This window comes from Rossellomorea sp. RS05 (assembly GCF_039822645.1).
Taxonomy (GTDB): Bacteria; Bacillota; Bacilli; order Bacillales; family Bacillaceae_B; genus Rossellomorea; species Rossellomorea marisflavi_B.
The window spans coordinates 132,018-145,025 of record NZ_JBDKWY010000008.1; the positions used below are offsets into that span (position 1 = coordinate 132,018).

A 13,008-nucleotide genomic window follows, 5' to 3' on the forward strand; every position below is an offset into this window, starting at 1 on the left:
TAATAACATTATATTTTGAGCTACCAAAAGGAGGTGGAATTGAGATGAATCGTTCTGTAGGATTGCGTGGGAAGTATTTGGATTTTATTTACTACTGCCGTGCAATTTTTCATATTGTTGCGTTCAAGGGGACACGTATGCCCTTTTTTAGCAACTGAATATGAATACTGAACGGTAAGAGGTCTCAATTCCAATCACCTGATAGAACGGAAGGAGGGGGCGTTTTTCGCCTTCTTTTTTTATGCCTGATTAAGGGTGAAGAAGCCGTGGACTGCTTATGCACGGTTTTTTTGTCGTGGATCATGTGCCTCTTGCCGAATTAACGGATGAATGAAAGGAAGAGGAAAATGATTATTTGCAGCGCACAACAGATCAGTAAAATGTACGGGGGCCATCCTGTTTTTGAGGATTTGACCTTTGAAATACCCCATGGGGCGAGAATCGGGCTTGTGGGAAGGAACGGTACGGGGAAGACGACGCTATTCAAGCTTCTTGCAGGAACCGACACCCCCGATTCGGGGACGATTTCGATGAAAAAGAACGCAAAAATCGGCTATCTTGCCCAGATACCGGAGTATCCGGAAGGGACATTGGGAATCGACGTCCTGAAGTCAGCGTTCGCCGATCTCGTGGCCATCGGTGAAAAACTCAAAGAGTTGGAAGTGAAAATGGGCGACGGACAGGGGGACCTGGACACGATCCTTGAGGAGTATGGGCGGTGTCAGGATCTTTTCAGCAATGAAGGGGGGTACGAGATGGAGGCGTCGATTGCCATGGTCGTGAATGGACTTGGGATCCAGGGGCTTTTGGATAAAGTGTTTTCTTCCTGTAGCGGAGGAGAACAGACGAAGCTAAGCCTTGGATACATCCTCCTTCAGGAACCGGACCTTCTTCTGTTGGATGAACCGACGAACCATCTTGATATTGCTGCCGTCGAGTGGCTGGAGCAGTTTTTGACCGATTATAGCGGCACCGTGATGTGTATCTCCCATGATCGTTACTTCCTGGATCATGTGATCAATAAGGTGTATGACCTTGAAGATGGGGAAATAACCATATACCACACCGATTATTCTGGATTTGTGCAAGAGAAGGAAGAACGTCTTATGATTGAGTTCCAGGCCTATCAGGAGCAGCAGAAGAAAATCAAAAAAATGAAAGAAGCCATCAAGCGTTTGAGGGAATGGGCGAATCAGGCGAATCCTCCAAATGAGGGCCTTCACAAGCGGGCTCGCAATATGGAAAGGGCCCTCGAGAGGATGGAGAAGCTGAAGCGTCCGGTGCTTGATCGCAAGAAGATGGGCTTGGAGTTCGAAGGCGGTGATCGGAGCGGGAAAATCGTCTTCTCCATGATGGGAGCTTCGAAGTCCTTTGATGGACGCACGCTCTTCCATGACGCCCATATGGATCTACGCTTCAAAGACCGCACGGCCATCGTCGGACAGAACGGGACGGGGAAGTCGACCATCGTCAAGATCCTCATGGGTGAGATGACCGCTGACGACGGGGACGTGAAGATCGGTAGCAATGTGAAAATGGGGTATCTTTCCCAGCACTTTGTCATGGCGGATCCTGAAGCCCGTCTCATCGACGCGTTCCGGGATGAAGTGGCGGTGACGGAAGGAGAAGCGCGTCATATCCTTGCGCGGTTCATGTTTTATGGACCGAATGTATTCCGGAAGGTTGGACAGCTGAGCGGTGGGGAAAAGATGAGACTGCGCCTCGCCCAGCTCATGCATCAGGATCTCAATCTCCTTGTTCTGGACGAACCGACCAATCATCTCGACATTGAGTCACGTGAGGTTCTGGAGGAGGCCTTAGAGGAGTTCAATGGCACCATCCTTGCTGTATCCCATGATCGCTATTTCCTCAATAAGCTATTCCAGAAAACGTACTGGATTCACGAAGGGATGCTCTATTTCTTTGAAGGTCCATACAGCTGGGCGAAGGAAAAGCTCCAGGAAAGGATTCCGGTTGAGCGGCCGGTGGAGAAGAAAAAGACGGTGACAAAACCACGTGAAAAGGAAAAAATGATGGCAACAACAGACACCATAGAAGCAGAGCTTGAAGAACTTGAGACGGAAATTGCTTTGATTGAAGGACTTCTCCAGACAGAAGAGGACCTCTGGGTGCTCCAAGAACTTCATGAAAAACTGGAACAGCTCGAAGAAGAGAGGGATTTAAAGTACATTCAATTTGAAGAACAGCTATCGTAAAAGGAGGAAGTCTATCATGGAGACAAAAGTGGTGATTATAGGTGCCGGATTATCAGGGATCATGGCCGCACGGACTCTTATGGAAAGAGGCGTTACAGACATCCTCCTCGTGGAAAAGAGCAGGAGTGTCGGGGGACGGCTCGCAACGAGGCGGATCGGAGAAGGAAAAGCAGACCACGGTGCCCAGTTCTTTACGGTACGCTCCCCGGAGCTCCAGAAAGAAGTAGAGTCATGGCTCCAAGAAGGATGGGTCCGCCGTTGGTTCGGTGATGCCCATCCCCGCTACACCGGTACGAAAGGCATGAATGCCCTAGCCAAGAATCTTGCAGCAGGACTGCCCGTGCGTTTGAATACCAAGATCCTGTCCATCTCGGAACATCCTGATGGATGCGAGTTGAATCTCGAGGGAGGAGGGGTGATCAAAGCGGATCACGTGCTCATCACCGCACCGGCACCTCAGGCAGCTGAGTTGCTTGGTGTGGAAGCCCCAGTCGTTTTCCATCCCTGCTTCGTCGGGTTGCTGACACTGGAGGGTCCTTCGCGTCTTTCAGCACCGGGGCATCTGGATGGAGCTCAGCTGCCACACGGCGTAGAACGGATCGTCGATCATATGAAAAAGGGGATTTCCTCTACGCCTGTACTTTCTGTATATATGACAGGTGAGTGGAGTGAGAAGCATTTTTTTGAATCGGATGAAAAGGTCCTTGCCACCATCATCGATCTCGTTCGTCCATATCTTGGAGGGGGAAGTGAAGGCAATGGCAACCAGTTGAAACGGTGGCGCTACGCCGAAGCGGCTGAAGTCGTCGACCAGCCTTTCCTTGAGGCTGGAAAAAGGTTGATCATGTGCGGGGACGCGTTTTTGACGAAAGGTGATCAATCAGGTAAAACTCGTTTTGAGAGTGCCTACCTTTCTGGAAAATCTGCTGGTGAATTCCTTGTTGATCGGGTGGGAGATTCCTGAATAGGCATCCCCCATTAACCGCAGACTAGAGAAAAAAGAGGCGGGATCGGAATGGAATTACTGCTACAAAGAGCGGAAGAAAAACATATCGACATCATCATGGACATATATGAGCGCTGTAGGGAAGAGTTGGAACAACAAGGGCTTCTCCAATGGGGAGATCATTATCCGAGCAGGGAGTATTTCCTCCGTGAAATGGAGGCAGGAAGTCTTTATATCCTATTGGCAGACGGAGTCCTTGCGGGATGTGTGACCCTGAATGAATGGCAGTCTCCTGAATGGGAGGATATTGCCTGGAAGTATGACGATGAATGGGTCGTGCACGCCTATTTTCTTGACCCCGAATACCAGGGACAGGGATTGGGGTCCGCCTTCTTGAGTGAATGTGAATCCATGGCAGCCTCCAAAGGGTATAAGAGTATAAGGCTTGACGCCTATGGAAGGAATAAAGGGGCAAATGTCCTGTATGAGAAGAGCGGGTATGAATATCGAGGTTCCATCCGCTTCAAGTCCCGTCCTGAAGATCACCAGGAATATCACTGTTATGAAAAACGCCTGTGATGTAATTCGTCCCAAAGGAAAAAGTCCTATTGGAATGGTATACTAACAGGTACAGTAAAGAAGCAAGGATGAGATACTATTGATGCCACTCCTGGATGAAGCACAGGCCTTTTTGATACAGTTTTATCATGAATCGGAGAAAAGCGGATCCGACCTGAAAGAACGGTTGCGTGAAGTGAAGGAAGAAATTGATTCCAAGGGTACCTATACCCATACGAATGAGGAGCTGACGTTTGGTGCAAAGCTTGCTTGGCGTAACAGCAACCGGTGCATCGGACGATTGTTCTGGAATTCCCTCCAGGTGTTCGACCGTCGGGATGCGGCCACGGAAGAAGAGGTACTGGGCGCGTTAGAAGCTCATTTGGAGTATGCGACGAATGGTGGGAAGATCCGACCGACCATCACGGTATTCAGACCGTCTGAACGTGACGAAGAGGACATCCGCCTTTGGAATCACCAGCTCGTTCGATATGCGGGGTATGAAGATGGAAAGGGGGATCCCCATTCCATCGAATTCACCCAAAAGTGCAGGGCACTTGGATGGGAAGGGGAAGGGACGGATTTTGATATCCTGCCACTTGTCGTCCAGATAGGCGACCGGACACCTGTATGGAAGAGGATTTCACCGGATCTAGCTCTTGAAGTGCCACTCCGTCATCCTGAATTTTCATGGTTCGGAGATCTGGGGCTGAAATGGTACGGGGTTCCCCTCATATCGGATATGGAACTCAAAGTCGGAGGTATTTCTTATAAGGCAGCCCCGTTCAATGGATGGTATATGGAAACGGAAATCGGAGCCCGGAATCTTGCAGATGAAACGCGCTACAATCTTCTGCCCAAAGTGGCAGGCCATATGGGACTGGATACATCCAGAAACATTACGCTGTGGAAAGATAAAGCCCTCATCGAGCTGAACATCGCCGTCCTGCATTCCTTCAAGGAGCAGGGTGTGAACATCGTTGACCATCACACGGCAGCCCAGCAGTTCCGTCTTTTTGAAGAAAATGAAAAAAAGGCAGACCGGAAAGTTACAGGTGATTGGACATGGCTCATTCCGCCCGTTTCACCGGCCACGACCCATATGTTCCATAAGGAATATGACAACACGTGGAAATCCACAAACTACTTTTATCAAAAAAAGCCTTATTAACAGTAAAGCCGCTCACACCACCGTGAGCGGCTTTTGTTTCACCTGGAATAAGGGGGACGTTTGGATACTTCATAATAGCGATACCAAAATCGGAACTCATCAAACAGGGTCGAACGATCGAAGGAGAAGTTCTCAAAGAAATCCTCCAGCAGCCACATCTCGGCGTCATCCAATATGCCTGTCACAAACAATGGTGTCCTGAAGCGCTTATATAAATCTTCATGGCCATAATAGTGAAACAAGTCTTCCACCTGTTGCTCCGTCAATCCGATCACATCCTTTTGGATAGTTTCTCATGTATAGACGGCATTTATGCTGTGAAAGTGAAAATGGGCCATGGTACAAGCACAGGTTGTACCACTTGCATAGAATACATTATGTGAAGCCACTCCTTTCATCTTCACACTGGGGGACACCGCCGTCCCCCTCATTACATAAAGAAGAAGAGCCCAGCCAGCGCTGAGCTCTTCTTTTGATTGTTAAATATCTGCTGCGAGGACGATTTCTCCTTGTGGCAGCTCACTGTTGGCGTCAGGTTCAAGAGACACGGCCACTTGATCCCAATCTTTTTCCGTGAATTCTTCATTAAATTTGAAGATGACCGATCCTTTCCCATCACCGCTCGTGACGAAAGTTCCTGCACGCTCGGGCTTTTCATCCTTGATGAGCCAGACCTGGTACACTTCCTTGTCAGAGAGTTTAGCAAGGTCCGATGCCTGGACAACCATGCTGGTTTGCTTTCCTTGCTTGATGATGCTCGCTGTTCCCGTACCTTGTCCGCTGACAGGGGCAAGCTCTGCGTACTCGACCACCTCATCAATCGTAGCTTCCTCCACCACACGTCTTTGATCTTCAAGCTGAGTGAAGAGGTAGGCGTTTCCGATGATGGACAGGGCGAGAGCGGCTGCGATGGATGGAAAGATCCATGGCCGTCTGCGCTTCTGGCGTGGAGCAGCAGCCGGTTCTTGTTTTTCCTCAGATTCATTCAATATACGGGCAAATACTCTGTCCTCAAGGTCGGGTGGTGGTTCGACCGACTCAGATGAGTAGGGCAGATAGCCGGATATCTGTTCAAGTTCTTTCAAGAATTCCTGGCATTCTGAGCAGGAGGCAAGATGCTTCTCGAACGCCGCTTTTTCAAGTTCAGATAAATGACCGTTGTAGTAATCCAGTATGTGATCGCATTGATGTTGAGTCATTCGAATTGACCTCCTTTCCCTTTCAGACAAGTATGCAGATGTTTTAGTGCAAGGCGGATCCTGCCTTTGACCGTTCCGAGCGGTGTGTCGGTAGCCTCGGAAATGGACTGCTGCGTCTTACCTTTGAAGTAGAAGAGCTGAACCATCGTTTGCTGATCTTCCTTTAGTCCACTGATGCAATCTCGTATGGCGGCCCCTTTTTCCTTCCATTCCAGGAGGTCATGAGGCGTTTCATGGTCGACCTGGAGGGTGTCTTTTTCTATATATTCCACGGTGTCGTGTTTCTTTCCTTTCCGGATGGCATCCAGACAGGTGTTCCGGGTCATAGTGAGTAACCAAGATGAAAATTTCCCTTTGGATTCTTCATAGTGTGCGTGGGTTTTCCAGAGTTTCATGAAGACCTCTTGTATGACTTCTTCGGCAAGCTCACGGTTTCCTGTCATTTTATATGAAAAGGAGTAGATGAGTTTTTCATATTGTCTGTAGAGCTCGCGCAGGGCGGATGAATCTTTTTTATGGATAATGCGGTGGTACAATTCAATATCCTTTAGATCATGGGACATAGCTCGCTCCTAACCTTTGACGTAGTTATCATAAGGATACTAAATAACGGTGCTGAACTCAAAGTTCTACTAAGCTAACGAAAAGTTTGAGGTTTTGGATCACTAAATGTTTGAAAAAGTTGGGTTTAGGGTAAGGGATATGATTTCTTTCTAGTCGCCATCCTGATTTGTAATGAGTATGTGGTGAAGATCAGATCGTTCCGTTCCGCTGCGGCCACCCGCTTTCCATGGGGCGTGCGGTGAGCCGCTTCGGCGTTGCCTGCAGGGTCTCACCTTGCCCGCTATTCCCATAGGAGTCGGGTGGCCTTCGCTGCACTGCACTCTGTGCGGAGGAGAGGGAGAATGCTGGTTCGAAACATGCTAACGCCATCCTGTTTTTATATGAAAATATGGAGGGAGCAAGATCGTTCCGTTCCGATGCGGCCACCCGCTTTCCATGGGGCGTGCGATGAGCCGCTTCGGCGCTGCCTGCAGGGTCTCACCCTGCCCGCTATTCCCATAGGAGTCGGGAGGCCTCCGCTGCACTTCACTCTGTGCGGAGGAGGGTGAGAATGCTGGTTCGAAACATGCTAACGCCATCCTGTTTTTTGTGAGTATGTAGAGGTGAAGAGATCGTTCCGTTTCGCTGCGGCCACCCGCTTTCCATGGGGCGTGCGGTGAGCCGCTTCGGCGCTGCCTGCAGGGTCTCACCCTGCCCGCTTCTCCCATAGGAGTCGGGTGGCCTTCGCTGCACTGCACTCTGTGCGGAGGAAGGGGAGAGTGCTGGTTCGGAACAGATAATCGCCATCCTGTTTTTTATGAGTATATGGAGGAGAAGAGACCGTTCCGTTCGTTGCAATTTGTGCGCAGGAATGGTAATTGGAAAATTCGAAACAGGCCATCACATACCCGGTTCCTTTTCTGTATGACGTTCTAACCTTATTTATGAACGGTTACCTCACTAAGTCCAATACCAAAGAGTGGATTGAAGCGGAAGGGATTTGACTCCCTCGGAAAAGGGGGATGATCGAGACCCCGCAGGCACGAGAAGGCTCGACATGCTCCCCGCGGAAAGCAACCCCCTGCAGCGCAAAGGAACGGACTAGTTTTCCAGCCTCACACTTCACTTAGTACGAATTTGTCTTTAACTGGTTTTCCAACGCGCACTCCCCTAAGATTGCAGACAAAAAAGCCTCCCCATATGAAACAAGGGAGGCGGATGATTATTTTACTTTTTGAAGCTTGTCAATGACCGTGAGGGAGCGTCCTGTTCCGATGGCTACAGATTCAAGCGGGTTCGGTGCCAGGTGGACCGGTACGACGATTTCTTGGCTCAGCCAATCTTGAAGGCCGTTGAGAAGGGAACCTCCTCCGGTCAGGATGACACCGCGATCGACAATATCACCGCTCAGTTCAGGTGGGCAGTTTTCAAGCGTGGCACGGATGGTCTCAAGGATATGTAAGAGAGACTCTTTAAGTGCTTCCTGGATTTGCAGTGACGTAAGTTCGATGGTCTTTGGAAGTCCAGTGACGAGGTCACGTCCGCGGATTTCCATCGTGCGTTCATCGTGTTCGATGAGAGCTTGACCGACTTCGATCTTTACTTGTTCCGCTGTTCTTTCACCGATCAGGAGATTGTAGCGTTTGCGTACATATTGGATGATGTCTTCATCCATCTGGTCTCCACCGATGCGGATCGTGTTGCAGGAAACGACGCCGCCGTATGAGATGATGGCGACTTCTGTTGTTCCCCCGCCGATATCGACGATGACGTTTGCCACGGGTTCTCCTACTGGAAGATCTGCTCCGATGGCAGCTGCTACAGGCTCTTCGATGAGGGTGACGGATTTTGCTCCGCTGCCACGTACGGCATCTTGGATCGCTCTGCGTTCAACGGATGTTGCACCGGACGGGGTACAAACGACAACGGTTGGTTTTCGGATGGAGAAGCCCAGTTTTTTGCTGGCCTTTCTCATCACTTGCTTCAGCATTTCAGTGGTGACGTCGAAGTCTGCGATGACGCCATCTTTCAACGGACGTACGGCTACGATTTTACCGGGTGTCTTCCCAATCATATTCTTCGCTTCAGCTCCGACGGCCAGAACAGATTTCGTTTCTGTGTCGATGGCGACGACGGATGGTTCATTCAGGATAATTCCTTTATTTTTACTATAGACTAGTATATTTGCAGTACCTAAGTCGATTCCGATTTCAGAGTTTGATAGCATTGTCGTATTCCTCCAACTATAAGAATTCTACACAGTATAACCTTCTATACAGTATAGGAGATTTTCGGGGGTTTTGTCGGTGGAGATATTTACCACCGACAAATTGTTACAAAGGATGACAAAAGGGGTGGGGTTGTCATTTGGTGAAAAGCTTTAGCTAAGAGGATTTTAATTACCTATTGGGGTATGTTGAGGCGTTTTGGCTCTTTCCCTGCGTTATGAAAATTTAAACGTTCTGTAATAATTTTTGAGAGGAAGATGAGGGAAAAACAGGTAGTTCAAAGGTTTTTTAGATGTGGGGCATCCTTCCCGGTCGTTTCGTCGGGGCAAAATAAAAAAGATCCCCCATAAAAGGGGGATACCGGTATGAAAGAATCATAGAGTGAATCGTTCCAGTTTTCTCTTCATTTCTTCCGTCATTTCATTCAGTTGTTCGATGCGTTTTGTCATATGTTCAAAGTACCGGAGTTGCTCTTCGGTGGAGGAAGAGATCTCTTCTGTGCCGGCAGCCGTTTCTTCCGTGATCGCCGATATGTTCTCGATCGCAGATGCGACTTCCTCTGTCCGTTCATGGGAAGCGTTCATATCATGTTCAAGGACTTCAAGGCTCTCATGGATGGCAGATACCTTCAGGGAGATCTCCTGGAAGGCGTCCTCAGTGACTGTCATTGAAGTGACCTGCTGATTGGAAAGTTCCTGTCCTTTAAGGGAGGCTTCCATGATCCCGGTTACGCCTTTCTGGATATTGCCCACCATGCGGTTGATTCCTTCCGTCGCAACGGCTGAATCTTCCGCGAGCTTCCTGACTTCTTCCGCCACCACAGAGAACCCCCGACCCGCTTCACCGGCCCTTGCTGCTTCAATGGCAGCATTCAGGGCAAGGAGGTTGGTCTGTTCTGCAATGTCCCTGACTGCGTGGGACGCCTGCTCGATCTTGGCCGTGTAGGTAGCGAATGATTCAACAGCTTTCAGGATCACATCGGATGACTCTGATATGGACCTTGCGTACCCTTGTTGTTTCTGAAGTGATGTCCTACCGTGATCGACTGAGGCAAGAGCCAAGCGTCCATCGGCTGCAGAAGCGGTGCTCTGCTTCACATTCTTGCTGAATTCATCTCCCATGGTTGCCATAAGGGAAGCGGTCGATTGAATATCTTCTGAAATGGACTGGCTGCCTTTTGCCAGTTCTTCTGTGGACACTGCCACTTGACTGGCGCTTTCGGCAAGGTTCGTCATCTGGGAGCGTACCTCATGGGTGAAGGATTCCAGGTTGTCCCCGGCTACCTGCACCGATTGCACCGTTTCCCTTAGGTTCAGCATCATATGATGGAAGGCTGTTTGCAGCTGATCGACCTCGAACTTACTCTTTTTATCCTGTATTTCTCCGATGTTTCCAGTCAGATCCCCTTCGGCCATGCGCTGCGCATTCCGGACCATGTTGTTGATTGGCTTGGTGATTCTTCTGGTGAGGATTGCAGAACTTGTAACGGAAAGTATGATGACAATGACGAAACCGATTATCGTCGACCAAATCGTGAACGTAATCTTTTGTTTATTGGCTTCAAGGATGCCGTCATACCACTCGTTGGTTTCGATGTTCAGGAGGTAGAGGTCATTCAGAGGACCTGATATCCTGGAGGATTGCCGTCTGATTTCAGCCGGGTTCCGCTCCTCTATTGCTTTTTCCGTTTTGTTTTTCAGCTCTGTGTATTTGATTTCCAGAGTGTTCATATAGCGTTTCTGTTCGGTAGTGACCATTCTCTTCTTTAACGTATCCACACGGGATGTCGTCGTCTTCATGGCATTTTCAAGGATTTGCCGATTTTCTTCAGACGGAGTGGAGGCGTAATAGGTCAAGGTCTGCTGGAGGGCGACCATATCCCCTTTTAATTGCTCTGTCCGGACGAGTGTGTCAACGTCGTCCTTCGCAGAGGTATGCATATTGATCAACTGGGATACGATGTAGCCGATGATCAACATGGATAAGATGAGAGGGATAAGACCTATGATGGTTAGACGGTTTTTAATTCTCATGATAATGGGCTCTCCTTAGCTGTTGGTTATGGAGCTTCAACATTGATGTCTCCTGAGATGATTTTTTCTTTTGCTTCATCCAGTTTCTTCATCTGATCAGGTTTAAGATTGACGATCCTGATTTGAGCGAGGCCGACACCATTCTCACTGAGACCGAGTTCGTACGCAGACGATGTCTGCTTTTTTTCATTAAGTGTATCGTCGATGAAACTGAAAATGGCGATATCGACATTCTTCATCATGGATGTAGCAACGGATTTCTCAGCTATGAAGTATTGATCGGCATCAACCCCGGCTGATAAGACATCTTTTGCTTGCGCAGTCTTCAATGCACCAATCCCTGACATTCCTGCTGCTGCATAGATGAAATCGCTCTTATTTTTAATTTGGTCGCCTGCGAGTCTTTCTCCGGCATTGAGATCATTGAAGCTGTTCGTGTAACCTGAGAGGATGTTGATATCAGGCTTTACGTAGCGGGCACCCTGCTCGAATCCCGACTGGAATTTATGGATTACGGGTGCATCCTCGCCACCGATGAAACTGATGGTACCTGTCTTGTTGGTCATGGCTGCAACCATCCCGACCAGGAAGCTTCCCTCATGCTCTTTGAACGTGACGGATGTGACGTTTTCAAGCTCTGAAATGGCGTCGATCAACAGGAACGCCTGCTTCGGGTGCTTCTTCGCCTCGACTTCAATCGATTCCTGGGCTGAGAAACCGAGACCGATGATCAGATCATGCTTCTGGTTGATGAGCTCTTCGAGGGCTCCCTCCATATTGCCGTCAGGTGCCTCTGCATAATCGAAAATGATGCCGAGTTCATCACGTGCACGTTCAAGGCCGGTGAAGGCAAGGTCGTTGAATGAATCGTCACCGAGACCGCTGTCGGATAAAAGGATTCCAACGCTGTATGATTTTGGCGATGAGGTGTTTTTCGTAGTGGCTGAACAGCCGGACATCACCACAAGGGTAAGAAGAATCATGATGATTTTTTTCAAGGAATGGTCCCTCCATATCGTATTAGTGCTCGGACAATGTGTCCCACAGTATTATCGGAGAAGGGGAGGGGATTTTAAAGAGGCTCTCTAGGAAAATAAAAAAAGATGCCGAATTCTGGCATCTTTTATTTTTAATATGCTTTTCTGAAGAACTCGGCAAGCTCCTGGCTGTGTATTTTACGTGCTTTCCGGTGCTCTGCACGGTTTTCAGCGGTTTCGTTGAGCCAGATTTCTTCTTCAGACTCAGGTACGACTTCAGGAATGATGGCAGGCTTACCGCCTTCGATTGCGACGAAGGTGAGGAAGGAGATGGCTGCGACGTTCGTCTTGCCTGTAAGGAGTTCTTCCGATGTCACCTTCACGCAGATTTCCATAGAGCTCTTACCGGTATAGGTGACCATTGCTTCCAGTGTGACGGCGTCTCCGACCTTGATCGGCTGAAGGAAGTCGACGGAGTCGGTTGATGCCGTGACGACCGGTTTCCTGGCGTGCTTGGCGGCGGCTATGGAAGCCACATCGTCTATATAGGCCATTAATTTACCGCCGAACATCGTCCCGTGATGATTCGTATCAGGCGGGAGGACATGGGCTGTTTTGATTGTTTTTGTTTCGCTCATCGTTTTTTTCTCTCTCAATGAAGTTCACCTCTTGGTATGGATTGCCATTCTAATATGTTTCCTCAAAACCTGCTTTTTGAAACATGGTTTACTGGGAAAAGGCTCCCCTATAGAAGAGTATATCACGACCTTGTCGAAAGGGTTCGTACGGCGTCTTCATGAAAAAAGACGGAACCCTGTTGGCTCCGTCTGGTGGTTGTTATTTTGAGCGTTCAAGCAGATTTGCAAGAACATGTTTTTTATAGGCTTCGACTTTACGTTCCTCGTAGCGTCGAACGCCCGATTTTTTAAGTTCTTCCACGTACCAGCCTTTGCTTCCTACATGCATTGAAAAAACATCCTTTCGTTGAATGGTTGGAATCTCGGACCGGCTCGGGTTTTGAGCCGTGATTCGTTATTACAGTTGCCTATTCTATCATTCATATTTTCAGGAAAAAAGGGGGGATGGAATTCGGCATTTTCTGAAAGTGTAGGGGGATGGCCTGCTCACATAACCTAA

General features: G+C 48.9%; 14 protein-coding genes. 5 read left to right on the forward strand and 9 right to left on the reverse strand.

Annotated features, from left to right (window positions below):
* Positions 1–44: 44 nt before the first annotated feature.
* From ABJ225_RS18235 to ABJ225_RS18255, 5 genes are all read left to right on the forward strand, one after another.
* Positions 45–158: an RAxF-45 family protein gene (locus ABJ225_RS18235; RefSeq protein ID WP_283957840.1), complete on the forward strand. Its 114-nt coding sequence runs from the start codon at positions 45–47 to the stop codon at positions 156–158.
* A 189-nt stretch (positions 159–347) separates the two neighbouring features.
* Positions 348–2,216 (forward strand): ribosomal protection-like ABC-F family protein, encoded by a 1,869-nt coding sequence (abc-f, locus tag ABJ225_RS18240; protein ID WP_347321278.1) that lies wholly within the window; start codon positions 348–350, stop codon positions 2,214–2,216.
* A gap of 16 nt (positions 2,217–2,232) precedes the next feature.
* Positions 2,233–3,180: an NAD(P)/FAD-dependent oxidoreductase gene (locus ABJ225_RS18245; RefSeq protein WP_347321279.1), complete on the forward strand. Its 948-nt coding sequence runs from the start codon at positions 2,233–2,235 to the stop codon at positions 3,178–3,180.
* A gap of 51 nt (positions 3,181–3,231) precedes the next feature.
* On the forward strand, positions 3,232–3,741 hold the full coding sequence (locus ABJ225_RS18250; protein WP_347321280.1) for a GNAT family N-acetyltransferase: 510 nt from the start codon (positions 3,232–3,234) through the stop codon (positions 3,739–3,741).
* Between the two features lie 82 nt (positions 3,742–3,823).
* On the forward strand, positions 3,824–4,891 hold the full coding sequence (locus ABJ225_RS18255) for a nitric oxide synthase oxygenase (RefSeq protein WP_347321305.1): 1,068 nt from the start codon (positions 3,824–3,826) through the stop codon (positions 4,889–4,891).
* Between the two features lie 38 nt (positions 4,892–4,929).
* Here ABJ225_RS18255 and ABJ225_RS18260 read toward each other — a convergent pair whose 3' ends face one another.
* The 9 genes from ABJ225_RS18260 to ABJ225_RS18300 all read right to left on the reverse strand — a co-directional run bounded on the left by ABJ225_RS18260 (position 4,930) and on the right by ABJ225_RS18300 (position 12,837).
* Entirely contained in the window at positions 4,930–5,157 is a 228-nt protein-coding gene (locus tag ABJ225_RS18260; protein ID WP_056532971.1) for a hypothetical protein, read from the reverse strand.
* 213 nt (positions 5,158–5,370) lie between these two features.
* Complete coding sequence (locus ABJ225_RS18265; RefSeq protein ID WP_347321281.1) at positions 5,371–6,090, reverse strand: anti-sigma factor; 720 nt, start codon at positions 6,088–6,090, stop codon at positions 5,371–5,373.
* Positions 6,087–6,653 carry an RNA polymerase sigma factor gene (locus tag ABJ225_RS18270; protein ID WP_347321282.1) on the reverse strand — a complete coding sequence of 189 codons (567 nt, stop codon included), beginning with the start codon at positions 6,651–6,653 and terminating at the stop codon, positions 6,087–6,089. Before ABJ225_RS18270 ends, ABJ225_RS18265 begins: the two co-directional genes overlap by 4 nt.
* Before the next feature lie 190 nt (positions 6,654–6,843).
* Positions 6,844–7,023: a hypothetical protein gene (locus tag ABJ225_RS18275; RefSeq protein WP_218245127.1), complete on the reverse strand. Its 180-nt coding sequence runs from the start codon at positions 7,021–7,023 to the stop codon at positions 6,844–6,846.
* 832 nt (positions 7,024–7,855) lie between these two features.
* The gene (gene mreBH / locus ABJ225_RS18280; RefSeq protein ID WP_218245128.1) at positions 7,856–8,860 is read right to left on the reverse strand and encodes a rod-share determining protein MreBH; all 1,005 of its coding nucleotides are present in this window, start codon (positions 8,858–8,860) and stop codon (positions 7,856–7,858) included.
* A gap of 375 nt (positions 8,861–9,235) precedes the next feature.
* On the reverse strand, positions 9,236–10,894 hold the full coding sequence (locus tag ABJ225_RS18285) for a methyl-accepting chemotaxis protein (protein ID WP_347321283.1): 1,659 nt from the start codon (positions 10,892–10,894) through the stop codon (positions 9,236–9,238).
* 26 nt (positions 10,895–10,920) lie between these two features.
* On the reverse strand, positions 10,921–11,892 hold the full coding sequence (locus tag ABJ225_RS18290; protein WP_218245130.1) for a BMP family lipoprotein: 972 nt from the start codon (positions 11,890–11,892) through the stop codon (positions 10,921–10,923).
* Between the two features lie 131 nt (positions 11,893–12,023).
* Positions 12,024–12,527 (reverse strand): acyl-CoA thioesterase, encoded by a 504-nt coding sequence (locus tag ABJ225_RS18295; RefSeq protein ID WP_347321284.1) that lies wholly within the window; start codon positions 12,525–12,527, stop codon positions 12,024–12,026.
* Between the two features lie 181 nt (positions 12,528–12,708).
* A complete protein-coding gene (locus ABJ225_RS18300) occupies positions 12,709–12,837 on the reverse strand; it encodes a DUF2639 domain-containing protein (protein WP_079514766.1) in 129 nt (42 codons plus the stop codon).
* Between the last annotated feature and the right edge of the window lie 171 nt (positions 12,838–13,008).

Coding starts and splice junctions, on each gene's coding strand:
- ABJ225_RS18235 (WP_283957840.1), top strand. CDS start 45: ATGAATCGTTCTGTAGGATTGCGTGGGAAGTATTTGGATTTTATTTAC.
- abc-f (WP_347321278.1), top strand. CDS start 348: ATGATTATTTGCAGCGCACAACAGATCAGTAAAATGTACGGGGGCCAT.
- ABJ225_RS18245 (WP_347321279.1), top strand. CDS start 2,233: ATGGAGACAAAAGTGGTGATTATAGGTGCCGGATTATCAGGGATCATG.
- ABJ225_RS18250 (WP_347321280.1), top strand. CDS start 3,232: ATGGAATTACTGCTACAAAGAGCGGAAGAAAAACATATCGACATCATC.
- ABJ225_RS18255 (WP_347321305.1), top strand. CDS start 3,824: ATGCCACTCCTGGATGAAGCACAGGCCTTTTTGATACAGTTTTATCAT.
- ABJ225_RS18265 (WP_347321281.1), bottom strand. CDS start 6,090: ATGACTCAACATCAATGCGATCACATACTGGATTACTACAACGGTCAT.
- ABJ225_RS18270 (WP_347321282.1), bottom strand. CDS start 6,653: ATGTCCCATGATCTAAAGGATATTGAATTGTACCACCGCATTATCCAT.
- ABJ225_RS18275 (WP_218245127.1), bottom strand. CDS start 7,023: ATGGCGTTAGCATGTTTCGAACCAGCATTCTCCCTCTCCTCCGCACAG.
- mreBH (WP_218245128.1), bottom strand. CDS start 8,860: ATGCTATCAAACTCTGAAATCGGAATCGACTTAGGTACTGCAAATATA.
- ABJ225_RS18285 (WP_347321283.1), bottom strand. CDS start 10,894: ATGAGAATTAAAAACCGTCTAACCATCATAGGTCTTATCCCTCTCATC.
- ABJ225_RS18300 (WP_079514766.1), bottom strand. CDS start 12,837: ATGCATGTAGGAAGCAAAGGCTGGTACGTGGAAGAACTTAAAAAATCG.